Annotated in this window: 15 protein-coding genes; 14 read left to right on the top strand and 1 reads right to left on the bottom strand. The window is 42.8% G+C overall.

Features of this window, described 5'->3' with window-relative positions; translation table 11 throughout:
- Position 1: 1 nt before the first annotated feature.
- The 11 genes from B7703_RS01210 to B7703_RS01155 all read left to right on the top strand — a co-directional run bounded on the left by B7703_RS01210 (position 2) and on the right by B7703_RS01155 (position 12,202).
- Positions 2-1,855, top strand: coding sequence for a proline--tRNA ligase (locus B7703_RS01210; protein WP_084923312.1), 1,854 nt, complete (start codon positions 2-4; stop codon positions 1,853-1,855).
- Between the two features lie 98 nt (positions 1,856-1,953).
- On the top strand, positions 1,954-3,333 hold the full coding sequence (bglA, locus tag B7703_RS01205; RefSeq protein ID WP_084923309.1) for a 6-phospho-beta-glucosidase: 1,380 nt from the start codon (positions 1,954-1,956) through the stop codon (positions 3,331-3,333).
- A gap of 191 nt (positions 3,334-3,524) precedes the next feature.
- Positions 3,525-5,333: a glutamine--fructose-6-phosphate transaminase (isomerizing) gene (gene glmS / locus B7703_RS01200; protein WP_084923308.1), complete on the top strand. Its 1,809-nt coding sequence runs from the start codon at positions 3,525-3,527 to the stop codon at positions 5,331-5,333.
- A 118-nt stretch (positions 5,334-5,451) separates the two neighbouring features.
- On the top strand, positions 5,452-6,501 hold the full coding sequence (locus tag B7703_RS01195) for an LLM class flavin-dependent oxidoreductase (RefSeq protein ID WP_084923306.1): 1,050 nt from the start codon (positions 5,452-5,454) through the stop codon (positions 6,499-6,501).
- A gap of 219 nt (positions 6,502-6,720) precedes the next feature.
- Positions 6,721-7,728 (top strand): uroporphyrinogen decarboxylase family protein, encoded by a 1,008-nt coding sequence (locus tag B7703_RS01190; protein WP_023946744.1) that lies wholly within the window; start codon positions 6,721-6,723, stop codon positions 7,726-7,728.
- A 9-nt stretch (positions 7,729-7,737) separates the two neighbouring features.
- Positions 7,738-7,941: a hypothetical protein gene (locus tag B7703_RS01185; RefSeq protein WP_084923303.1), complete on the top strand. Its 204-nt coding sequence runs from the start codon at positions 7,738-7,740 to the stop codon at positions 7,939-7,941.
- Positions 7,942-7,943: 2 nt separating this feature from the next.
- Positions 7,944-8,942: a uroporphyrinogen decarboxylase family protein gene (locus B7703_RS01180; protein ID WP_049499508.1), complete on the top strand. Its 999-nt coding sequence runs from the start codon at positions 7,944-7,946 to the stop codon at positions 8,940-8,942.
- A gap of 11 nt (positions 8,943-8,953) precedes the next feature.
- Complete coding sequence (locus tag B7703_RS01175) at positions 8,954-9,832, top strand: transporter substrate-binding domain-containing protein (protein ID WP_023946740.1); 879 nt, start codon at positions 8,954-8,956, stop codon at positions 9,830-9,832.
- A 177-nt stretch (positions 9,833-10,009) separates the two neighbouring features.
- Positions 10,010-10,702, top strand: coding sequence for an amino acid ABC transporter permease (locus B7703_RS01165; protein ID WP_004256697.1), 693 nt, complete (start codon positions 10,010-10,012; stop codon positions 10,700-10,702).
- Between the two features lie 3 nt (positions 10,703-10,705).
- Positions 10,706-11,428, top strand: coding sequence for an amino acid ABC transporter permease (locus B7703_RS01160; RefSeq protein ID WP_084923302.1), 723 nt, complete (start codon positions 10,706-10,708; stop codon positions 11,426-11,428).
- A 9-nt stretch (positions 11,429-11,437) separates the two neighbouring features.
- Positions 11,438-12,202 (top strand): amino acid ABC transporter ATP-binding protein, encoded by a 765-nt coding sequence (locus B7703_RS01155; protein WP_084923299.1) that lies wholly within the window; start codon positions 11,438-11,440, stop codon positions 12,200-12,202.
- 75 nt (positions 12,203-12,277) lie between these two features.
- On the opposite strand, the gene B7703_RS01150 is transcribed toward B7703_RS01155, so the two are convergent.
- Positions 12,278-16,174, bottom strand: coding sequence for a pullulanase (locus tag B7703_RS01150; RefSeq protein ID WP_084923298.1), 3,897 nt, complete (start codon positions 16,172-16,174; stop codon positions 12,278-12,280).
- Between the two features lie 448 nt (positions 16,175-16,622).
- On the opposite strand from B7703_RS01150, the gene rpoB reads away from it, so the two are divergent.
- From rpoB to ndk, 3 genes are all read left to right on the top strand, one after another.
- Entirely contained in the window at positions 16,623-20,234 is a 3,612-nt protein-coding gene (gene rpoB, locus B7703_RS01145; protein ID WP_084923295.1) for a DNA-directed RNA polymerase subunit beta, read from the top strand.
- A 32-nt stretch (positions 20,235-20,266) separates the two neighbouring features.
- A complete protein-coding gene (gene rpoC / locus B7703_RS01140; protein ID WP_000228740.1) occupies positions 20,267-23,944 on the top strand; it encodes a DNA-directed RNA polymerase subunit beta' in 3,678 nt (1,225 codons plus the stop codon).
- Positions 23,945-24,052: 108 nt separating this feature from the next.
- Complete coding sequence (gene ndk, locus B7703_RS01135) at positions 24,053-24,466, top strand: nucleoside-diphosphate kinase (protein WP_084888230.1); 414 nt, start codon at positions 24,053-24,055, stop codon at positions 24,464-24,466.
- The last annotated feature ends 133 nt before the right edge of the window (positions 24,467-24,599 follow it).

Here is a 24,599-nt window from a genome sequence, read left to right as displayed (position 1 = left end):
TATGAAACAAAGTAAAATGCCTATCCCAACGCTTCGCGAAATGCCAAGCGATGCTCAAGTTATCAGCCACGCTCTTATGTTGCGAGCTGGTTATGTTCGTCAAGTTTCAGCAGGTGTTTATTCTTACCTACCACTTGCCAACCGTGTGATTGAAAAAGCTAAAAATATCATGCGCCAAGAATTCGACAAGATTGGTGCCGTTGAGATGTTGGCTCCAGCCCTTCTTAGTGCAGAATTGTGGCGCGAATCAGGTCGTTACGAAACTTATGGTGAGGACCTTTACAAACTAAAAAACCGTGAAAAATCAGACTTTATCCTAGGTCCAACTCACGAAGAAACCTTTACAGCTATTGTCCGTGATTCTGTTAAGTCTTACAAGCAATTGCCACTCAACCTTTACCAAATCCAACCTAAGTATCGTGATGAAAAACGCCCACGTAATGGACTTCTTCGTACACGTGAGTTCATCATGAAGGATGCTTACAGTTTTCACGCTAACTATGATAGCTTGGACAGTGTTTACGATGAGTACAAGGCTGCTTATGAGCGTATTTTCACTCGTAGTGGTTTAGACTTCAAAGCTATCATCGGTGACGGTGGAGCCATGGGTGGTAAGGACAGCCAAGAATTTATGGCCATTACACCTGCTCGTACAGACCTTGACCGCTGGGTTGTCTTGGACAAGTCAGTTGCCTCATTTGATGAAATTCCTACAGAAGTGCAAGAAGAAATCAAGGCAGAATTGCTCAAATGGATGGTTTCTGGTGAAGATACCATTGCTTACTCAAGTGAGTCTAGCTATGCGGCTAACTTGGAAATGGCAACAAATGAGTACAAACCAAGCAACCGTGTTGTCGCTGAAGAAGAAGTGACTCGTGTTGCAACACCAGATGTTAAATCAATTGATGAAGTTGCAGCCTTCCTCAATGTTCCAGAAGAACAAACAATCAAAACTCTCTTTTACATGGCAGATGGTGAGCTTGTTGCAGCCCTTCTAGTTGGAAATGATCAACTCAACGAAGTCAAGTTGAAAAACCACTTGGGAGCAGATTTCTTTGACGTTGCGAGTGAAGAAGAAGTTGCAAATATTGTTCAGGCGGGATTTGGTTCACTTGGCCCAGTTGGTTTGCCAGAGAATGTTAAAATTATTGCAGATCGTAAGGTACAAGATGTTCGTAATGCAGTTGTCGGTGCTAACGAAGATGGCTACCACTTGACTGGTGTGAATCCAGGTCGTGATTTTACTGCAGAATATGTGGATATCCGTGAAGTTCGTGAGGGTGAAATTTCTCCCGACGGACAAGGTGTCCTTAACTTTGCGCGTGGTATCGAAATTGGTCACATCTTCAAACTTGGCACTCGCTATTCAGCAAGCATGGGAGCAGATGTTTTGGATGAAAATGGCCGTGCTGTGCCAATCATCATGGGATGTTATGGTATCGGTGTCAGCCGTCTCCTTTCAGCAGTGATGGAGCAACACGCTCGCCTCTTTGTTAATAAAACGCCAAAAGGTGAATACCGTTATGCTTGGGGAATCAACTTCCCTAAAGAATTGGCGCCATTTGATGTTCACTTGATCACTGTCAATGTCAAGGACGAAGAAGCGCAAGCCTTGACAGAAAAACTTGAAGCAAGCTTGATGGGAGCTGGTTACGAAGTCTTGACAGACGACCGTAATGAACGTCTCGGTGTTAAATTTAGCGACAGCGACTTGATAGGATTGCCAATCCGTATCACTGTTGGGAAGAAAGCAGCCGATGGCATCGTAGAAGTTAAGATTAAAGCGACTGGTGACACCATCGAAGTTCATGCAGATAACTTGCTTGAAACGCTTGAAATTCTCAGCAAGAAATAAAAACTATAATCAGAAGAAAAACAAGGAAAAAATGTAACTAGTTTTTACCTTGTTTTTTCTGTATAATGGGAAAAATGACTAGATAAAGAGGTAAATGTATGCTAAGATTTCCAAAGGATTTTGTCTGGGGATCCTCTACTTCTGGACCACAAACAGAAGGACGTGTAGCTGGTGACGGTAAGGGAGATAATCTTTGGGATTATTGGTACCAAGTGGAGCCAAATCGCTACTATAATGGGATTGGTCCAGATAAAACATCAACCTTTTATGAAAACTGGGAAAAGGATATTGAGCTACTGTTAGAAACTGGTCACACGGCCTTTCGGACTTCTATTCAGTGGTCACGGATTTTTCCACAAGGGCGTGGGGAAGTCAATCCTCAAGGTGTAGACTTTTACCGTAAGATTTTTGAGGTTATTAAGGCCAAAGGGATTCGTCTTTTAGTGAATCTTTATCATTTTGATTTACCTTTTGCCCTTCAAGAAGCGGGTGATGGTTGGGAAAATAAGGCGACTGTCTCAGCCTATGAAGACTATGCTCGTTTTTGTTTTGAGACTTATGGAGATTTGGTAGACCAATGGATTACCTTTAACGAGCCCATCGTTCCAGTAGAATTTGGCTATTTTTACGATGCCCATTATCCACATAAGGTGGATGCAGAGGCAGCCGTTAAAGTAGCTTATCATACACAATTGGCTAGCAGTCGGGCGGTTAAGGCTTGTCATGAACTTTTGCCAGATTCCAAGATTGGGATTGTCTTAAACTTGACACCGGCTTATCCACGTAGTCAGCATCCTGCTGATGTCAAGGCAGCTCGCATTGCGGACCTCTTTCAGGCCCAATCTTTCTTAGACCCATCTGTTTTGGGGACTTATCCACAGGAGTTAGTAGAAATCTTGCATGAACACGGTCTCTTGCCTGATGCTACAGAGGAGGAGTTGGAGATTATTCGTGACAATACGGTGGACTTCCTTGGTGTCAACTACTATCAACCTTTGCGCGTCATGGCTCCACGTTTTGCTAAACATCCTGATAGCCCGCTTTTGCCAGAGCATTTCTATGAGCCTTATGTCATGCCTGGACGTAAAATCAATCCTCACCGTGGGTGGGAGATTTATGAGCAAGGGATTTATGATATTGCACAAAATATCAAGGAAAATTATGGCAATATTGAGTGGATGTTGACAGAGAATGGTATGGGTGTTGAAGGGGAAGAAAAATTCCGTGAGAATGGAATGATTCAAGATGATTACCGTATTGACTTTGTAAAAGGTCATCTTCGCGAACTTCACCGTGCTATTGAAGATGGAGCCAACTGTAAAGGATACTTAATCTGGACCTTTATCGATTGCTGGTCATGGCTCAATAGCTATAAAAATCGCTATGGCTTGGTCGAATTAGACTTGGAAACGCAAGAACGTCGTCTGAAGAAATCAGGGCACTGGTTCAAGGAACTAAGTGATAATAATGGATTTTAAAAAAGACTCTGACTGATTATCCTAATTGGTCAGAGTTTTTTGCTTACAGGAGCTTAATTTGAACTATACCAATTTTTACTCTTGACAAGTGAAAGAAACAAGTATATACTGTTTTTGCTGATTCTATAAAAGAGAAATCAGACTATACCAATTTTAAGGAGAAAGCACAGCTTGCCTGTGTCGTATATACTATGTGTGGAATTGTTGGTGTTGTTGGAAACACAAATGCAACTGATATTTTGATTCAAGGGCTTGAAAAGCTCGAATACCGTGGCTATGATTCTGCGGGGATTTTTGTCCTAGGTGGTGCTGAAAACCATCTAGTTAAGGCTGTTGGTCGTATTGCAGAATTGTCTGCTAAAACAGCTGGTGTTGAGGGAACAACTGGTATCGGACATACGCGTTGGGCGACTCACGGGAAACCAACGGAAGACAATGCTCACCCACATCGCTCTGAGACTGAACGTTTTGTCTTGGTGCATAACGGAGTGATTGAGAACTACCTTGAAATCAAGGAAGAATACCTTGCTGGGCACCACTTCAAGGGGCAAACAGATACGGAAATCGCCGTTCACTTGATTGGAAAATTTGCGGAAGAAGATGGCTTGTCAGTTCTTGAAGCCTTCAAAAAAGCTCTTCACATCATCCGTGGTTCTTATGCCTTTGCCTTGGTTGACTCACAAGCTCCTGAAGTCATCTATGTGGCTAAGAATAAATCACCACTCTTGATTGGTCTTGGTGAAGGTTATAACATGGTCTGCTCAGATGCTATGGCTATGATTCGTGAAACCAACCAATACATGGAAATTCATGACCAAGAGTTGGTAATCGTCAAGGCTGATAGTGTGGAAGTTCAAGACTATGATGGAAATCGTCGTGAGCGTGCTAGCTACACTGCTGAACTTGACTTGTCAGATATCGGTAAGGGAACTTACCCTTACTACATGCTCAAGGAAATCGATGAGCAACCAACAGTGATGCGTAAGTTGATCCAAGCATACACAGATGAGGCTGGTCAAGTTGTCGTAGACCCAGCTATCATCCAGGCTGTTCAAGACGCAGACCGTATCTACATCCTTGCAGCTGGGACATCTTACCACGCAGGATTTGCTTCTAAGAAAATGTTGGAAGAATTGACAGATACACCAGTTGAACTTGGAATCTCATCTGAGTGGGGCTACGGTATGCCACTTCTCAGCAAGAAACCACTCTTCATCTTTATCAGCCAATCTGGTGAAACAGCGGATAGTCGTCAGGTTTTGGTTAAGGCTAATGAAATGGGAATCCCAAGCTTGACAGTGACAAATGTCCCAGGTTCAACTCTTTCACGTGAAGCTAACAATACCATGCTTCTTCATGCAGGTCCTGAAATTGCCGTGGCATCAACTAAGGCTTATACAGCGCAAATCGCAGCCCTTGCCTTCCTTGCAAAAGCAGTCGGAGAAGCAAATGGCAATGCCAAAGCGCAAGCCTTTGACTTGGTTCATGAGTTGTCAATCGTAGCTCAGTCTATCGAATCAACTCTTTCAGAGAAAGAAACCATTGAAGCCAAGGTTCGTGAGCTTCTTGAAACAACTCGCAATGCTTTTTATATTGGGCGTGGTCAAGATTACTACGTAGCCATGGAAGCAAGTCTCAAACTCAAAGAAATTTCTTACATCCAGTGTGAAGGCTTTGCGGCAGGAGAGCTCAAGCACGGAACTATTGCCTTGATTGAAGAGGGAACGCCTGTCTTGGCTCTCTTGTCAGATCCAGTCCTCGCTAACCACACTCGTGGAAATATCCAAGAGGTGGCAGCTCGTGGTGCCAAAGTCCTCACTATCGCAGAAGAAAATGTTGCTAAAGAGACAGATGATATTGTCCTTACGACTGTACACCCTTACCTCTCACCAATTTCAATGGTCGTGCCAACGCAATTAGTCGCTTACTTTGCAACCCTACACCGTGGGCTTGATGTGGACAAACCACGTAACCTTGCTAAGTCAGTAACGGTAGAATAAGCTTAAAAAGTCTAGTTATCTAGGCTTTTTCTTGTGAGCAAATCGGTTGTTTGTACTCAAGATTCGAGTTAGAATAATTTTTCAAAATGAAGGACCGGAATAGACAAGGAGAATCACTGTGGTAGAATTGGGAATTTCAACATTTGGGGAAACAACGGAGCTTGAAGGGACTGGGAAAACTTACAGTCATGCCGAACGCATTCGTCAGTTGGTGGCAGAGATTGAGCTGGCTGACAAGGTTGGTTTGGATGTGTATGGGATTAGTGAGCACCATCGAGCGGATTTTGAGATATCTGCTCCAGAGATTGTTCTGGCAGCTGGGGCAGTCAATACCAAGAAAATCCGTTTGACCAGTGCAGTCAGCATTCTCTCAAGTATGGATCCGATTCGCTTGTTCCAACAGTATGCCACTATTGATGCTTTGTCTAATGGACGTGCGGAGATTATGGCCGGAAGGGGTTCTTTCACGGAATCATTTCCTCTGTTTGGATATGATTTGAAAGACTACGAAGCCCTTTTTGATGAGAAATTAGACTTGCTCCAGTTAGTCAATGAAAGGACTAAGTTAGACTGGAAAGGTCGCTTGACCCAAACAATCTCTGGCAAAGAAGTTTATCCTCGTCCAGTTCAGGACAAATTGCCCTTGTGGATAGCGACAGGTGGTCATGTCGAATCAACAGTGAAGATTGCTCAGGCAGGCCTACCGATTGTCTATGCCATTATTGGTGGTAATCCGCGTTATTTTAAAAAGTTGATTCAGGCTTATCGTGAGATTGGGAGCGAAGCGGGTCATGCCAGTCAGGAGCTAAAGGTCGGGGCCCATTCTTGGGGTTGGATTGCTGAAGATGGCGAGCAGGCGGTGAAAGATTATTTCCATCCAACCAAGCAAGTGGTGGATGCTATTTCCAAAGACCGTCCGCACTGGCAGGAATTGCGTTATGAGCAATATTTGGAGCAAGTTGGGCCAAATGGTGCTATGTTTGTGGGCAATCCAGATCAGGTGGCCGAAAAATTGATTCGTATGATTGAAGACTTAGGTTTGGACCGCTTCATGCTCCATCTACCGCTTGGTTCCATGCCCCATGACCAGGTTCTGAGAGCTATTGAACTATTCGGAATGCAAGTGGCACCCAAAGTACGGGAATACTTTGCCATGAAAGAGGCTTAATAAAAAATCCTAATCAGGCTGATAAAAAATCTATATAACAACTATTTTAAAAAAGCAATAAACAAAAAAGAATCTCTGAAAAGCTAGTAAAATCAAGCTTTCCAGAGATTTTTTCGTTATTGATATAAACAATATCAATCAAGTCGATAGTCAATATATATTGGGAAAAGGTCAAAAGGAGTGGTAAGATGGTTTCAATCCAAATGGAAGGAGAAAAGTATGACAAGTAAAAGAGAGCTAGTTTTTAAAGCCATCCGAGGAGAAGAGGTGGAACGAGTTCCTGTAGGCTTTTGGTTTCATTTTGTAACACTGGAGGAAAAAGGGCAAGGTTTAAATAACCCACGTATCTTTCAAAAAAGTGTAGAGGGACATCGGAAGTACGTTGAAAGAATTCATCCTGATTTTGTCAAAATGATGAGTGACGGATTTTTCATTTATCCAAGTAATGTCTACAGTCCTTTGGTTTCAAGTATTCAGGAGCTGGCTTCTATTGAGTCGATTGGTGAAAACCATCCTTGGATTCAGCAACAAGTAGAAGTGGTAGAAGCTATTCGAGCAACCTTCACTGAGGACATTGCTTCATTCTACAATATCTTTTCTCCGATTTCCTACCTGAAACGTTGGTTTCGTACAGAGACTTCTAGAGGTGATAAGGAGGTTGCTAATCTATTACTCGAAAATCCAGAGCTATTCAGGGAGATTTTAGATGTAATAGCTGAGGATATCGCAATCCTAACCAAGGCAATCATTCAGGATTGTGGAGCAGATGGGATTTACCTCAGTACACAAGAAATTCAGGATGAGCGCATCACAGCAGAATTGTATCAGACCTATATTGAGCCAAGCAACATAAAGGTTTTAGAAGCTGCTAATCAGGCAGGTGGGGTCAATATCCTGCATATCTGCGGTTTCCAAGGTGCCAGTAACAATGTGACTATTTTCAAAGATTATCCAGCCCAAGTTTTCAATTGGGCAACCCACCATGAAGCAGTCAGCTTACCTCAAGGTCAGGAGCTATTTCATGGCAAAGCGGTCTTGGGTGGTTTTGAAAATGGAAAGCAGAGCCTGCTTTATGGAGGTAGCAAGGCTAAACTACAAGAGGAAACCAAACGCTTGTTGGCTGAAGCTGGGACTAGAGGAGTCCTTCTTGGAGCGGATTGCACGGTTCCAGATGACTTTGAATTAGAACGATTGGACTGGATTCGTCAGGCTGCTATTTTAGAATAGGAGGGCATTATGAAAAGGGAAAAGTGGCTATTGGTAGGGACGGCCCTCGGCTTTGTCATCTTACTTGCGATCAGTCTTACAAAGGGACTTACTTGTAAGGAAGGGCCAAGTTGTCATGGGATTCAGGATTTTCAGAAGAGAAGTCTTCGCTTTATTCAAACCAATGATATTGCCAGTGTTTTATTAGTTGAAAAAGAAAGAAATGGAGAATAGAGATGTCAGAAAAAAGAGAATGGGTTTTAAAAGCATTTAGAGGAGAAGTGGTTGACCGTGTACCTGTAGGTTTTTGGCACCACTTTACATCAGAAGAGGAATGGTTAAAGGGATTTTCCAATCCTGTGATTATTGAAAAGAACATACAAGGTCACAAACGTTTTATCCGTGACCTACATCCAGACTTTATCAAGTTGATGAGTGATGGCTATTTTGCTTATCCAAATCCAGTTATTGCCAAAGGAAAGTCACTCCAAGAGTTGGCAGAGATTCAACCTCTGGGTGAAGATCATCCGTGGATTAGAGAGCAGGTAGAATTAGTGAAGAAGATTAAGCAGGAGTTTACGGAAGATATTGTTGCTATTTACAATATTTTTGCGCCTGTGACCTACCTCAAATGGTTACTTGGAGAAGTGTCTGGTGGAGATGATCTCATTGCAGATTTCTTAGTTCAAGATTCTCAGAAATTGAAAAAAGTCCTTGATGTGATTGCGCAAGATATCGCTAGCTTGAGTCAAGCTATTATTAAAGATGCAGGAGCAGACGGTATTTATCTCAGTGTGCAAAGTATTCAGGATGCGCGTGTTTCTGCTGAAGCCTATCAGGAGATTATTGCGCCGAGTGAACTGACTGTTTTAAAAGCGGCTAAGTCGGTTGGTGGGGTAAATATCCTTCATATCTGTGGCTATGAAGGAGCTCGAAACGATATTCATATCTTTGCCGACTATCCAGCTCATGTTTTTAACTGGGCAGTTGGTCCAGAAGGAATTAGCCTAAAAGAAGGTCGTGAGATTTTCAAGGGTCGTGCTGTTCTGGGAGGATTTGAAAACGGTGAAGATGGCCTTCTTTATCGAGGCAGTAAGGAAGAAATTCAAGCTGAAACCAAACGATTGGTAGAAGAAACAGGAAAAGAGGGCTTCATACTTGGAGCAGATTGTACCATTCCGAGTGATATTGCAGTGGAGCGTATCCAGTGGGTGAGAGAGGCATTAGATAAATAAAGGAGAAGAATATGAGTAAGAAAACATGGATTATTGGTGGAGTTGCGGTTGCGGCAGTGCTTGGAGCAACGATTATTGGTAGAACTTTGGCGGGAGCATCTGCTAAAGGTGCAGATGCAGTTTCATCTGGACAAGTAACAACTTTAAAAGTTGCCCATACTCAAAACTATGTCCCTTATGATTTTATTGACGAAAAAGGGGAATCAGATGGTTATGAAGTCGCTGTTTTAAAGGCGGTTGATGAGAAATTAGCAGATTATAAATTTGAGTATACTGGAACTAGTGATGATGATCTCTTGATTGGACTTGAGTCTGGCAAGTACGATATTGGAACTAAAGGTGCTTGGTATACAGATGAACGGGCTAAGAAATTTATTATTCCATCTGAGCCAGTAGGAGCCAGCATTATTGGTTTTACTGTTAGAAAAGAAGATGAAGCCAAATATAAGAATATTGATGATTTTGCCAAAAATAAAGGAAAATTAGTACCCATCTCTCCTCAAAATGCCCAGTGGAATGTCATCAATAGTTATAACGAGAAGCATAAGGATACACCAATTGAGTTGACAGCTGCTGAATCCTTCAAGGTGGCAGATGCTTATGCTTGGGTTTTAGAAGGACGATATGATGCCTTCTTTGATATCAAGTTATCTTTTGAAAAAGCAGTGACAGCAGAGGATGGTTCTTACCACCAATATGCGGACAAACTTAGCTGGTTCCCTTATAAAGGAATCCCAACCTATCCATTGATTCACCGTGATGAAAAGGGTGAGAAGTTTGCTAAAGAGTATGAAAAAGCTATTAAAGAATTAAAAGAAGACGGTACTTTAGCTAAGCTTTCTCAAAAATACTTTAAAGAAGACGTCTTTAGCTACGTTGATAAAGATTAGATGAACAATCAGGAATGTTATACTCTTCGAAAATCTCTTCAAACCGCGTCAACGACGCCTTGCCGTAGGTATGGTTACTGACTTCGTCAGTTCTATCCACAACCTCAAAACACTGTTTTGAGCAACCTGTGGCTAGTTTGCTTTTTGATTTTCATTGAGTATTAGAAAGAGGTTTATATGGTTTCATATGATTTTTCAAGAGTGTTCCAATTTTTACCAACCTTATGGCAGGCTCTTCCGATGACCTTGTCCATTCTCTTTTTTACTACAATCCTTGGTTCCCTTTTCGGTGGCTTACTGGCTTGGGCTCAAGTGGGAGAAGATAAGACTTTTGCAGGTCTTTCTAAGGGTTATATTTTCACTCTTCGCTGTACTCCTCCTATTGTTTTACTATTCCTTGTCTTTTATGGTTTACCTGAATTTTTAAAATGGTGGTTGAATTTAGATATCAACAACTGGTCTAAGACGGTCTTCGTCTTATTCACCATGGTCTTGCTATTTGCGGCTATCATTGCAGAAGTGTTTAAGGCTTCTTATCAGGCAATTCCCAAAGGTCAGATGGAAGCTGGAGTCAGTATTGGTCTGACCCCTAGTCAGACATTTTGGAGAATCATTTTTCCTCAGGCTTTTCAAGTGGCTCTTCCAAATATGACGACCGCTATTCTAAATTTGATGCGGGACGCTGCCCTAGCCTATACGATTGGTTTTGTGGATGTCATGGGGGCTGGGAATCTCTTAATCAGTCGTAATTTGGGGAATTACTCTCTTGAAACCTATACAGCGGTTGCCATTCTTTATTGGGGTGTAGCCTTAGCTGTTTCCTTCTTGAGTCGCTTGTTAGAAAAATCTTTGGAAACGAAAGGGAGATAGGATATGGATTTAGACTATATTGCAAAAACCTTTTTAGAGACCTTAAAAGGGGTACCGACCACCTTGATTATCATGATTGTAGCCATGGTCTTAAGTTTTGGACCAGCCTTGTTTTTAGCTCTGGGACAAATATATAAAGTCAAAGGTGTTCGAACTTTCTCTCTCGTGTATCTAGCTTTTATCCGAGCGACTCCTCCGATTTTATTGATTCTCTTCTTTTATAGTTTGTTTCCAAGTTTGCTGAATCAATTTCTTAAAAGCATAGGAAGTAATGTTGATATCTTTAAACTCAATCCCATCTATTATGCCTTTATTATCTATAGCTTAATGACAACGGGTAGTTTATCAGAAATCTTACGTTCGGCTATTTTGACTGTGGATAAGGGACAATTAGAAGCTGCACAAGCGATTGGATTGAGTAATAGTCAGGCCTATGTGAGGATTCTTTTTCCACAGGCCTTGCGTTCAGCCCTGCCTAATCTTGCGAATCTAGTCATAAATATTGTAAAAGGAACCTCTTTGGTCTTTGTGATGACCATCAAGGATATCACCGCTATTGCTCGTGTGGAAGCATCCTACGGTTACCAGTATTTTGAGTCTTATTTTGTGATCTTTTTGCAGTATATTTTGATCTGTGGTTTGATTCAGTGGGGCTTTTCTGTATTAGAAAAAGGCTATGTGAAAAAAGAAAAGAGAGCGAAAGCATCTAGCGCGCGTTTTGTATAGGAGGACAGGATGTTACAAGTAGAACATATCGCAAAAACATTTGGTGAGAGGCAGGTCCTGGAGGATGTCAATCTCCAGGTCAATCAAGGGGATGTCGTCGTTATTTTAGGACCATCAGGTTCGGGGAAAACGACCTTTCTCCGTTGTCTCAACCACTTAGAAAAAGCTGACAGTGGTCGTTTGACCTTGGCAGGAACGACCTATGATTTAGCCAAATTAAGCAAGAAAGACATTCTAGAAATTCGCAAAAAAACAGCCTTTGTTTTCCAACACTACAATCTCTTTGCAAATAAAACCGCCTTGGAAAATATTTTAGAGGGCTTGGTAATTGCTCGGAAAATTCCTAAGGAAGAAGCAACCAAACGTGCGGAAGCTGCCTTAGAAAAAGTTGGTTTACTAGCTTATAAAGATTATTATCCTTCTCAGCTTTCTGGAGGCCAGCAACAACGAATTGGCATTGCGCGTGCCATCGCTGTGAAACCAGAGGTCATTTTATTAGATGAGCCGACATCGGCCTTGGATCCAGAGTTGGTAGGAGATGTTTTAGATGTTTTAAAACAGTTAGCTAAAGAAGGAGTTACTATGGTAGTAGTGACTCATGAGATGGGTTTTGCCAGAGATGTAGCCAACCATGTCATTTTTATGGATGGTGGGAAAATTGTTGAAGAAAATAATGCCCATGATTTCTTTAGTCGTCCAAAAGAAGAAAGAACCAAGCAATTTTTGGCACGAATACTCTCGGATGCGACCTATAGTGTGGAATATATGATTTGACAGATAGGATTATCAGGGCAAAAATTAATCCCCCGAGCGTTAAGGCTTGGGGGATTGTTCTATAGGAGGGCTAGTTTAGTTCTCTTTTTTGTTTTTTAGCAAGAACCCGAGACCGAGAAGGGCAAGGAGGCTGATTCCTGCGAACAGGAGTTTGTGATCGTTTTTGGTTCCTGTATTTGGAAGTTCAGCTTGTTTAGCTGGGGTTGCAGGTGTATTATCCTTGCTAGAGTTTTCTACCGATTCGTTTTGAACCACCTCTTTTACAGATGATGCTTGTGTTTCTTGTGTTTCTTGTGAAGTTTGTGAATCAGTTGTAGCTTGGATAGGTTTATTTTCTGCATCAGCTACTTTTGTATCTGGTTTTGCAGAATCAGGTTTAGTTTGTGGAGCTGGAGTTTGCTGTTCCGGTTTGACTACTCGGTTTGGAATATTGTCTTGGATATTATATTGCCCTTGTTCTTGTTTTAAGCTAGAAAGGTCAAATTCTGGTTTTTCTTCCACAGCTGGGGCAACGATGGCACCACCTTGAGAGACTCGAAGAACAGTAGCTGTAAGGGCATTTAATTTCAAGCCTTTTTCAGTCCACTCAAGTCCTTTCGGGTTGGCAATTCCTACTGGCCCTGCTTGGTTTTCATCTGCTAAAACTTCAGCATTTCTGAGGTGGGCAAAGGCAGTTCCCAAATTAAATTCGCGAGCTTTTTCGTCCGCATTGACAAAGACTGCGTAGATGTCTCCATTTGGAGCAGTGATTTGGTAGCCAATTACTACGTCCTCTTTTGCCACACCATTTTGGCCTGGGACAGTGATGAGGTGGACACGGTCTTTGATATCTTTAAGACTCTTAAGTCGGAAGGCATCTGTAGATTGACGAAGAGCAATCAACCCTTTCATATAGTCACGGCTCTTGACATTTTCAGGATATGCTTTTCCATCTGTAGCCTTAGTCCAGTCAAACTTGTTAATAGCATCACTCGAATCGTAAGAGTCATGGATGAAGTAAGGATAGTCAAATGGGTTGCCGTCCTTATCACGCAACAAGTGAGATTTGTTTGGAACCTTATCCTCCGATACTGGAGTCTTGTAGGCTGGGTCACGGAATTGTTTAGTACGTCCGTATTCCTGACCAGAGTGGATAAACGGAGTTCCTTGAGCTGTCAAGACCATGAGGTTTCCAAGTCGCAAACGACGGTGGATTTCAGCATAGTTCTCAGCCTTGCTTGGGTCTTTTTTGATAGACTGGGCGATGATGTCAAAGAGGGTCAAGTTATCATGGGCTGCGATGTATTGGATGACATCTCCAGGGCTGTCAGCTTCAAAGTTGGTTGGTTGAGCAATGATATTTTTGAAGATGGTGTTGATATCACGCTTGCCACCTGTGATAAAGGCAGGTTGACCTTCGTTTGGATAACCAGACTTGAGGTTGTTACGAATGTCATCTGAAAAGACAGCGACTGTATCGGTATGTTTCATCCAATCTTGGTCAGCAGCTTTAGTAGGCATGTTCTCATCACCGGCATAGGTTCTCCAACCTTCACCAAGCATGATTAAGTGTGGATTGAGGGCGCGTGCGGCCTTGTACGCTTCTTCAATAGAAGCTGCATCATGGTCTCCCATCATATCGAAGCGGAATCCATCCACTTTGTAGGTATCAACTAGATATTTGATAGAGTCAACTAGGAGTCGTTTGGTCATATGGTGGGTTGTCCCCAAGCGTCCACCACCAAAGCTAGTGCGAGGTGTCCCATCAGCATCCATAAAGTGGTAGTAGTTTGGCTCTAAATCTTCAAAGATATCGACCTTGGCTGTATGGTTATACACTACATCTAGGATAGCTCCCATACCACGTTTGTGGATCTCGTTGATGAGGTTTTTAAATTCTGCGATTCGTTTTTCTGGATTTTTAGGATCGCTTGAATACATACCAGTCAAGGAGAAGTAGTTTTGAGGATCATATCCCCAGTTATAGTTGCTGTTGCTTGAAGCATAGTCAGACAAGCGTTCATGGTTTTTCAATTCATTGACAAAGTAGTAAGACAAGACTGGAAGGAGCTGGATGTGGGTTACACCCAAGTCTTTGAGATAGTCTAGTTTTTCAATAAATGCTTCAAAGGTACCAAATGGTTTGGTTAAGTCTTTTGCAATGGCAGGATCTGAAGTAAAGTCACGCACATGAGCTTCGTAGATAACGGCATCTTCACGAGTCTTGAAATTGTGAATCTTACCATAAGTCAAGTCTTGAGGTCCGAGTTTGGCTGGATCTACAAAGGCGGCTTTAGCCACTTTATGGGCATCGTCAATCTTAGCATCGTCACTATTCCAAGCAGCGAGGGACTTAGCGTAAGGATCGAGTGCAAGAACAGTTTTACCTTGACGTTCGATTTGGTATTGATAATAGTATCCAGTGAAATCTGTGATTCCGAGTTTGTTTGTGCTATCTAGAGTTTGTTTCCAAGTTCCTCTTTCCCCTTTTTCAAGAGCGACAGTTCCAACCACTTTTTCAGGGTTATTCTTGTCGTAGACAACGACAGAAACCTTGTCAGCACTTGGTGACCAAAGGGTTAAATCAACTTGTTTTCCTTCTTCTTTTAGGTCAGCTCCAAGTTTGCCATCATAACTGTAAGTCTCATCTTTCAGACGCCAGCTTGTTTTGGTAGTGAATTGGTCAGCGTTGTAGCTCACGGTATAAGGATGTTTTGTGTCCGAGAAATCTCCACTGTAGGTCACTTTCTTACCAGCTTCATCGATTGCAACATCGGTGATAGCTACTTTATTTCCTAGGTGATTAGTGATGTTGGAGTGTTTGAGGATATCCTCTTTTTTAGCACCGACAAGTGTTGAAAAACTACTCTCAATGCTAGAAGTGCCTACGTGTTGGGCTCCTGTCATACGGATATCATGGACATAGTATGGATTTGTGTAAATCGATTCATCATCGTCTTTTAGGAAAATTTGGCTATGATTTTTTAAATCTGTGAACTTATAATCTTCTTTACGGATTTTCACATCGTCTCCTTGTTTGTTTCTGTCTAGTAATAAAAATCCAAGGTCTTTAGCTGCATCTTTGAGTGGAATATCGATATAGCGACCATATTTGCCTGTAGCCGTAAAATCTGTTCCGTTAGGCCATTCACCACTACTTGGATTTTTCACATCTCCCCAGTACCAGAGAGATTTCTTGTCATAGTTGCCATCTGTACGGTAGTAGTTGACGCGAATAGTTCCTGCAGGTTGTGGCTCGTAAGAGAAAACCTTGTGTTCTTGGTCCAACCAAGCCTCATTCATATTTGGTGCCAGTTTTTCTATCGATTTATCGCCGGTTAGATTTTTCCCAGCTGTATTATTGATGAGGAAGCTAATTTTCTTGGCTTGTTCTCCCTTTAATTTGACATCTAGGTAGTAGCCATAGTCATCTTTTTTGGCATCCTTAAAGGACAAGGCTCCGTTAGGCCAGTTTTCAGATGGTTTTTCAACATCGTCCCAAGTCCATAGTCCTTGAGCATCCTTGTTTTCTTCAGGAAGCTTTTTGACATGGATACGGAAGTAGTTGTCTTCTATTGGTTCTTCTGCCTTAGTTTCAGTCGTTACTGGACTCGTAGAAGTAGTTGGTTCACTTGAACGATCTTGTCCGGTTTGTGGGGCTGAATCGGCTGGAGTTGCAGCAGGAGTGGGTACCTCTGTTGCAGGTTTTTCTTCTGTTTTCTTTAGGGAAGCGTTTGCATTTTTAGGCGAAGAAATATCACTTTCGTTTTTACCAGAGTTAACTGCTGTATCAGTAAGAGGTTGTGCAAGGACAGTAGTAGCTTCTTTATCAGTTCCCTTATTGCTTGTAGTATTTTCGTTGGCTGAGATAGTTGGTGTAGCCATGGCAAGCAGAACAAGGCTTGCTCCAATAAGGACAGAACCAGTTCCATTTTTGAGGGAGCGGATGCTGTAAACCATTTTTTTCTCAGTGTGAGATGGTGTTCTTTTCATAATCAATCTCCTATAAATGAATTTCTTTATCAGTATAGCACTTAGTAAAACAATATGCAAGCGTTTTCCTAAAATTAAACTAAAAGAAAAATCGCAACAAATTTTGCTACGATTCAGCCAATCTTTTTTATAGGAAAAGATTTTGTCAAAAATTCATCAATCCCCTTGAAAAATCTAGCTAGATAGGGTATAATATGAGTAATCATTTGTCGTAGGTTTTGTCTGAAATATTGTCCAGACAAGGCTCACAGCAGTTAAATCTTCTGAAAAAGTCAGATTTAGCTGCTCTTTTTGTGCTTTTTTTCAGGATTTTGTGTGTTTGTAACAGATACTTAAAGATTCTGAAAATTTATCAAGAGGACACGGTGATAAGGGTTTTTAAAACCATATGACGATTAGAAAAGCCTGATTGACAAGGCTTGGAACTTATTTACAAAGGAGAATCATCTTGGCAGGACATGACGTTCAATACGGGAAACATCGTACCCGTCGTAGTTTTTCAAGAATCAAAGAAGTTCTTGACTTACCAAATTTGATTGAAATTCAAACTGACTCATTCAAAGATTTCCTAGACCATGGTCTTAAGGAAGTGTTTGAAGATGTATTGCCAATTTCAAACTTCACAGACACAATGGAGTTGGAATTTGTTGGATATGAAATCAAGGAACCAAAATACACGCTAGAAGAGGCTCGTATCCACGATGCTAGCTACTCGGCACCAATTTTTGTAACCTTCCGCTTGATCAATAAAGAAACAGGCGAAATTAAAACTCAAGAAGTTTTCTTTGGTGATTTCCCAATCATGACAGAAATGGGTACTTTCATCATCAATGGTGGTGAACGTATTATCGTATCTCAGTTGGTCCGCTCACCAGGTGTTTACTTTAACGATAAAGTTGATAAAAACGGTAAAGTAGGCTACGGTTCAACTGTTATCCCTAACCGTGGAGCTTGGTTGGAACTTGAAAGTGACTCAAAAGATATCGCCTATACTCGTATCGACCGTACTCGTAAAATTCCATTTACAACCTTAGTGCGTGCCCTTGGTTTTTCAGGTGATGATGAAATCTTTGATATCTTTGGTGATAGCGAATTGGTTCGCAATACTGTTGAAAAAGATATCCACAAGAACCCAATGGACTCTCGTACAGACGAAGCTTTGAAAGAAATTTACGAACGTCTTCGTCCAGGTGAGCCTAAGACTGCTGAAAGTTCACGTAGCTTGCTTGTGGCTCGTTTCTTTGATCCACGTCGTTATGACTTGGCAGCTGTTGGTCGTTACAAAATCAATAAAAAACTCAATGTTAAAACACGTTTGCTCAACCAAACCATTGCAGAGCCATTGGTAGATCCTGAAACTGGAGAAATCTTGGTAGAAGCTGGAACAATCATGACTCGTAGCGTGATTGAAAGCATTGAAAGCCATTTGGATGGCGACTTGAACAAGATTGTTTACATTCCAAATGATGCAGCCGTTGTGACTGAGCCAGTTGTTCTTCAAAAATTCAAGGTTGTTGCTCCAACTGATCCAGACCGTGTTGTAACTATTATTGGTAATGCTAATCCAGATGACAAGGTTCGTATCGTCACTCCTGCAGATATTCTTGCCGAGATGAGCTACTTCCTCAACTTGGCTGAAGGACTTGGCCGTGTAGATGACATCGACCACCTTGGGAACCGTCGTATCCGTGCGGTTGGTGAATTGCTTGCTAACCAAGTACGTCTTGGACTTTCTCGTATGGAACGTAATGTCCGTGAACGTATGTCTGTTCAAGATAACGAAGTCTTGACACCACAACAAATTATCAATATCCGTCCTGTAACAGCTGCGGTTAAAGAATTCTTTGGTTCATCACAGTTGTCACAGTTCATGGACCAACACAACCCACTTTCTGAGTTGTCTCACAAACGCCGTTTGTCAGCCTTAGGACCTGGTGGTTTGACACGTGACCGTGCTGGATATGAAGTACGTGACGTGCACTACACTCACTACGGTCGTATGTGTCCAATCGAGACACCTGAAGGACCTAACATCGGTTTGATCAATAACTTGTCATCTTACGGACATTTGAACAAGTATGGTTTTGTTCAAACACCATACCGTAAGGTTGACCGTGAAACAGGTGTTGTCACGAACGAAATCGTTTGGTTGACAGCCGATGAAGAAGATGAATTTACTGTAGCACAGGCTAATTCTCGTCTGAATGAAGATGGAACATTTGCTGAGAAAGTGGTCATGGGACGTCACCAAGGGGTCAACCAAGAGTATCCAGCTAATGTTGTTGACTATATGGACGTATCACCAAAACAGGTAGTTGCCGTTGCGACAGCATGTATTCCTTTCTTGGAAAACGATGACTCTAACCGTGCCCTCATGGGAGCCAACATGCAACGTCAGGCTGTGCCATTGATTAATCCAAAAGCACCTTACGTTGGTACTGGTATGGAATATCAGGCAGCCCACGACTCTGGAGCGGCTGTGATTGCTCAGTATGATGGTAAAGTTACTTATGCAGATGCTGACAAGGTAGAAGTTCGTCGTGAAGATGGTTCATTGGACGTTTACCACATCCAAAAATTCCGTCGTTCAAACTCAGGTACGGCATACAACCAACGTACTCTCGTAAAAGTTGGCGATGTCGTTGAAAAAGGTGATTTCATCGCTGACGGACCTTCTATGGAAAATGGAGAAATGGCACTTGGACAAAACCCAATCGTTGCCTACATGACTTGGGAAGGTTACAACTTCGAGGATGCGGTTATCATGAGCGAACGCTTGGTGAAAGACGATGTCTACACATCTGTTCACCTTGAAGAATACGAATCAGAAACGCGCGATACAAAGCTTGGGCCTGAAGAAATTACTCGTGAAATTCCAAACGTTGGGGAAGATGCCCTTAAAGATCTTGACGAAATGGGTATTATCCGTATCGGTGCTGAGGTTAAAGAAGGCGATATCCTTGTAGGTAAAGTAACACCTAAGGGTGAGAAAGACCTTTCAGCTGAAGAACGTCTCTTGCACGCTATCTTCGGGGACAAGTCTCGTGAAGTGCGTGACACTTCTCTTCGTGTACCACACGGTGCCGATGGTGTCGTTCGTGATGTTAAGATCTTTACACGTGCAAATGGAGACGAGTTGCAATCAGGTGTTAACATGCTGGTTCGCGTCTATATCGCTCAAAAACGTAAGATCAAGGTCGGAGATAAGATGGCCGGACGTCACGGAAACAAAGGGGTTGTCTCTCGTATCGTTCCTGTAGAAGACATGCCTTACCTTCCAGACGGAACTCCAGTCGACATCATGTTGAACCCTCTAGGGGTGCCATCACGTATGAATATCGGTCAGGTTATGGAGCTCCACCTTGGTATGGCTGCACGTACTCTTGGTATTCACATCGCAACACCAGTCTTTGACGGAGCAAGTTCTGAAGACCTTTGGTCAACTGTCAAAGAAGCAGGTATGGATAGCGATGCCAAAACAATCCTTTACGATGGACGTACTGGTGAACCGTTTGATAACCGTGTGTCAGTTGGTGTCATGTACATGATCAAACTCCACCACATGGTTGACGATAAATTGCACGCTCGTTCAGTCGGACCTTACTCAACCGTTACCCAACAACCACTCGGAGGTAAAGCTCAGTTTGGTGGACAACGTTTCGGTGAGATGGAGGCTTGGGCTCTTGAAGCCTACGGTGCGTCAAATGTTCTACAAGAAATCTTGACTTACAAGTCTGACGATATCAACGGACGTTTGAAAGCCTATGAAGCCATTACAAAAGGAAAACCAATTCCAAAACCAGGTGTTCCAGAATCCTTCCGAGTTCTTGTCAAAGAATTGCAATCTCTTGGTCTTGACATGCGTGTCCTAGACGAAGATGACCAAGAAGTGGAACTTCGCGACTTGGATGAAGGAATGGACGAAGATGTCATCCACGTAGATGACCTTGAAAAAGCCCGCGAAAAAGCAGCCCAAGAGGCTAAAGCAGCCTTTGAAGCTGAAGAAGCTGAGAAAGCAACAAAAGCGGAAGCAACAGAAGAAGCTGCTGAACAAGAATAAGCAGTTCACTTAGAATAGAAAGGGAAGAAATAGTGGTTGATGTAAATCGTTTTAAAAGTATGCAAATCACCCTAGCTTCTCCAAGCAAAGTCCGTTCATGGTCTTATGGAGAAGTCAAAAAACCTGAAACAATCAATTACCGTACCTTGAAACCAGAACGTGAAGGTCTCTTTGATGAAGTTATCTTTGGACCTACAAAAGACTGGGAATGTGCTTGTGGTAAGTACAAACGCATTCGTTACAGAGGAATTGTTTGTGACCGTTGTGGGGTTGAAGTAACGCGTACAAAAGTTCGTCGTGAGCGTATGGGGCACATCGAGTTGAAAGCTCCTGTATCTCACATCTGGTACTTCAAGGGGATTCCAAGCCGTATGGGCTTGACCCTTGATATGAGCCCTCGTGCCCTCGAGGAAGTTATCTACTTTGCAGCTTATGTGGTGATTGATCCCAAGGATACACCACTTGAGCACAAGTCTATCATGACAGAGCGCGAATACCGTGAGCGCTTGCGTGAGTATGGTTATGGATCGTTCGTTGCCAAGATGGGTGCCGAAGCTATCCAAGACCTTTTGAAACAAGTAGATCTTGAAAAAGAAATTGCTGAACTCAAAGAAGAGTTGAAAACAGCTACTGGACAAAAGCGTGTCAAAGCCATCCGTCGTTTGGATGTTTTGGATGCCTTTTACAAATCTGGAAACAAACCTGAATGGATGATTCTCAACATCCTTCCGGTTATTCCACCAGATCTTCGTCCAATGTTGCAGTTGGATGGTGGCCGTTTTGCCTCATCTGACTTGAATGACCTGTACCGCCGTGTTATCAACCGTAACAACCGTTTGGCTCGTTTGCTTGAGTTGAATGCACCAGGTATCATCGTTCAAAATGAGAAGCGTATGCTTCAAGAAGCGGTTGACGCTTTGATTGACAATGGTCGTCGTGGTCGTCCAATCACAGGACCAGGTAGCCGTCCACTCAAATCATTGAGCCACATGCTTAAAGGTAAACAAGGACGCTTCCGTCAAAACTTGCTCGGTAAACGTGTTGACTTCTCAGGACGTTCCGTTATCGCCGTTGGTCCAACTCTTAAGATGTACCAATGTGGTGTGCCACGTGAAATGGCAATCGAGCTCTTTAAACCATTTGTGATGCGTGAAATCGTTGCCCGTGATATCGTGCAAAACGTCAAAGCAGCTAAACGCTTGGTGGAACGCGGAGATGAGCGTATCTGGGATATCCTCGAAGAAGTAATCAAAGAACACCCAGTACTTCTTAACCGCGCACCGACCCTTCACCGTTTGGGTATCCAAGCCTTCGAGCCAGTCTTGATTGATGGTAAGGCCCTTCGCTTGCACCCACTTGTCTGTGAAGCCTACAATGCCGACTTTGACGGAGACCAAATGGCCATCCACGTACCGCTTTCAGAAGAAGCCCAAGCAGAAGCTCGTATCTTGATGCTCGCTGCTGAGCATATCTTGAACCCGAAAGATGGTAAACCAGTTGTTACTCCATCTCAGGATATGGTTTTGGGTAACTACTACTTGACCATGGAAGAAGCTGGTCGTGAAGGTGAAGGAATGGTCTTCAAGGACCGTGACGAAGCGGTTATGGCTTACCGTAATGGCTATGTTCACCTCCACTCACGTGTTGGTATCGCAACAGACAGCCTCAACAAACCATGGACAGAAGAGCAAAAACATAAGGTCTTGCTTACAACAGTTGGTAAAATCCTCTTCAACGACATCATGCCAGAGGGTCTACCATACTTGCAAGAACCAAACAACGCCAACTTGACAGAAGGCGTTCCAGCTAAATACTTCTTGCCACTTGGTGGAGATATCAAGGAAGCAATTAGTAAACTTGAACTCAACCCTCCATTCAAGAAGAAAAACCTTGGAAATATCATCGCTGAAATCTTCAAACGTTTCCGTACGACAGAAACTTCTGCCCTACTTGACCGTATGAAGAACCTCGGTTACCACCACTCAACTCTTGCAGGATTGACAGTGGGTATTGCCGATATCCCAGTCGTTGATGACAAGGCTGAAATCATTGAAGAATCACACAAACGTGTAGAACAAATCACAAAACAATTCCGTCGTGGTATGATCACAGACGACGAGCGATACAATGCCGTTACAGCTGAATGGCGTGCTGCCCGTGAAAAACTTGAGAAACGTTTGATTGCCAACCAAGATCCTAAGAATCCAATCGTTATGATGATGGATTCTGGAGCCCGTGGTAACATCTCAAACTTCTCACAGCTTGCCGGTATGCGTGGTCTGATGGCGGCTCCGAACGGACGTATCATGGAATTGCCAATCCTTTCAAACTTCCGCGAAGGTTTGTCAGTACTCGAAATGTTCTTCTCCACTCACGGTGCTCGTAAAGGTATGACCGATACGGCCCTTAAGACAGCCGACTCAGGTTACTTGACTCGTCGTTTGGTTGACGTTGCCCAAGACGTTATCATCCGTGAGGACGATTGTGGAACTGACCGTGGTCTCTTGATCCGCTCTATCGCAGAAGGAAAAGAGATGATTGAGTCTCTAGAAGAACGTCTCAACGGTCGTTACACTAAGAAAACTGTTAAACATCCAGAAACTGGTGCAGTGATTATCGGTCCAAATGAGTTGATTACAGAAGACAAGGCGCGTGAAATTGTCAATGCTGGTGTGGAAGAAGTGACTATCCGTTCCGTGTTTACATGTAACACTCGTCACGGTGTCTGCCGTCACTGTTACGGTATCAACTTGGCGACTGGTGATGCGGTTGAAGTTGGTGAAGCAGTTGGTACAATCGCTGCCCAATCTATCGGGGAACCTGGTACACAGCTTACAATGCGTACCTTCCACACGGGTGGGGTTGCCTCAAATACCGATATCACTCAGGGTCTTCCTCGTGTCCAAGAAATCTTTGAAGCCCGCAACCCTAAAGGGGAAGCGGTTATTACAGAGGTTAAAGGACAAGTTACCGCTATCGAAGAAGATGCATCAACTCGTACCAAGAAAGTCTTTGTTAAGGGCGAAACTGGTGAAGGTGAGTACGTCGTTCCATTTACAGCTCGTATGCGTGTCGAAGTTGGAGACCAAGTAGCGCGTGGTGCTGCTCTTACAGAAGGTTCTATCCAACCAAAACGTCTCCTTGCAGTTCGTGATGTCTTGTCAGTTGAAACTTACCTTCTTGGTGAAGTACAAAAAGTTTACCGTAGCCAAGGGGTAGAAATCGGTGACAAACACATCGAGGTAATGGTTCGTCAAATGATCCGTAAAGTCCGTGTCATGGATCCAGGTGACACAGATCTTCTCATGGGTACCCTTATGGATATCAATGACTTTACAGATGCTAACAAAGATGTCCTTATCGCAGGTGGAGTTCCAGCGACAGGTCGCCCAGTTCTTATGGGAATTACCAAAGCCTCACTTGAAACAAATAGTTTCTTGTCAGCGGCTTCCTTCCAGGAAACAACTCGTGTCCTTACTGACGCGGCTATCCGTGGTAAGAAAGACCATCTTCTTGGACTTAAAGAAAATGTTATCATCGGTAAGATCATCCCAGCAGGTACTGGTATGGCCCGTTACCGTAACCTTGAACCACATGCTATCAACGAAGAAGAATACCTTAATCCTCCAGTAGAGGAAGAAGGAAATGAAGAAACAACAGAAGTAGTTGTGGATACTGCCGTTGAAACTGTGGAAGAAACAGTAGAATAAAAGCAGATGAGAGAGCCTTCGGGTTCTCTTTCTCTTTTCTGAAAACTTTCTCCATTTTTCCATGAAATGTGGTAAAATAAAAGAAAGAAGCTGACAAAGGAGACGGGTATGGAACAAACATTTTTTATCATTAAACCAGATGGTGTAAAAAGAGGACTAGTAGGTGAAGTGTTGAAACGCATCGAACAACGTGGATTTACAATCGAAAAATTAGAGTTGCGTTCAAAGGTTTCAGAAGAGTTGGTTGACCAGCACTATCAGGACTTGGTTGGTCAGAGTTTTTACCCACCGATTCGTGAATTCATGACTTCAGGACCAGTTCTTGTGGGCATCATTTCTGGTCCCAAAGTAATCGAAACTTGGCGGACTATGATGGGAGCAACTCGTCCAGAAGAAGCTTTACCAGGAACGATTCGAGGTGATTTTGCAAAAGCTGCTGGAGAAAATGAGGTTATCCAAAATGTTGTACATGGTTCAGATTCAGAAGAGTCAGCTAAGCGAGAAATTGCTCTTTGGTTTTAAGAGAAATAATAAAAGTTTGATGTAAGGGATACTTGCATCAAACTTTTTTGCATTTTAGAGTAGAAAACTGACAGTTGAGAAATATTTTAGCAATGGTAAGAATTTCTAGCCTATAATAAGAGCAAGTAGGGAG

It is taken from the genome of Streptococcus mitis (genome assembly GCF_002096735.1).
Lineage (GTDB): Bacteria > Bacillota > Bacilli > Lactobacillales > Streptococcaceae > Streptococcus > Streptococcus mitis_CZ.
This window is presented reverse-complemented; position numbering and strand designations above follow the sequence as displayed.

What these genes read in the sequence shown, in the direction of transcription:
- ndk (WP_084888230.1), top strand. Translation starts at nt 24,053, where the DNA reads ATGGAACAAACATTTTTTATCATTAAACCAGATGGTGTAAAAAGAGGA.
- B7703_RS01160 (WP_084923302.1), top strand. Translation starts at nt 10,706, where the DNA reads ATGGATTTAGACTATATTGCAAAAACCTTTTTAGAGACCTTAAAAGGG.
- B7703_RS01180 (WP_049499508.1), top strand. Translation starts at nt 7,944, where the DNA reads ATGTCAGAAAAAAGAGAATGGGTTTTAAAAGCATTTAGAGGAGAAGTG.
- B7703_RS01165 (WP_004256697.1), top strand. Translation starts at nt 10,010, where the DNA reads ATGGTTTCATATGATTTTTCAAGAGTGTTCCAATTTTTACCAACCTTA.
- B7703_RS01175 (WP_023946740.1), top strand. Translation starts at nt 8,954, where the DNA reads ATGAGTAAGAAAACATGGATTATTGGTGGAGTTGCGGTTGCGGCAGTG.
- bglA (WP_084923309.1), top strand. Translation starts at nt 1,954, where the DNA reads ATGCTAAGATTTCCAAAGGATTTTGTCTGGGGATCCTCTACTTCTGGA.
- B7703_RS01155 (WP_084923299.1), top strand. Translation starts at nt 11,438, where the DNA reads ATGTTACAAGTAGAACATATCGCAAAAACATTTGGTGAGAGGCAGGTC.
- B7703_RS01210 (WP_084923312.1), top strand. Translation starts at nt 2, where the DNA reads ATGAAACAAAGTAAAATGCCTATCCCAACGCTTCGCGAAATGCCAAGC.
- B7703_RS01150 (WP_084923298.1), bottom strand. Translation starts at nt 16,174, where the DNA reads ATGAAAAGAACACCATCTCACACTGAGAAAAAAATGGTTTACAGCATC.
- B7703_RS01190 (WP_023946744.1), top strand. Translation starts at nt 6,721, where the DNA reads ATGACAAGTAAAAGAGAGCTAGTTTTTAAAGCCATCCGAGGAGAAGAG.
- glmS (WP_084923308.1), top strand. Translation starts at nt 3,525, where the DNA reads ATGTGTGGAATTGTTGGTGTTGTTGGAAACACAAATGCAACTGATATT.
- B7703_RS01185 (WP_084923303.1), top strand. Translation starts at nt 7,738, where the DNA reads ATGAAAAGGGAAAAGTGGCTATTGGTAGGGACGGCCCTCGGCTTTGTC.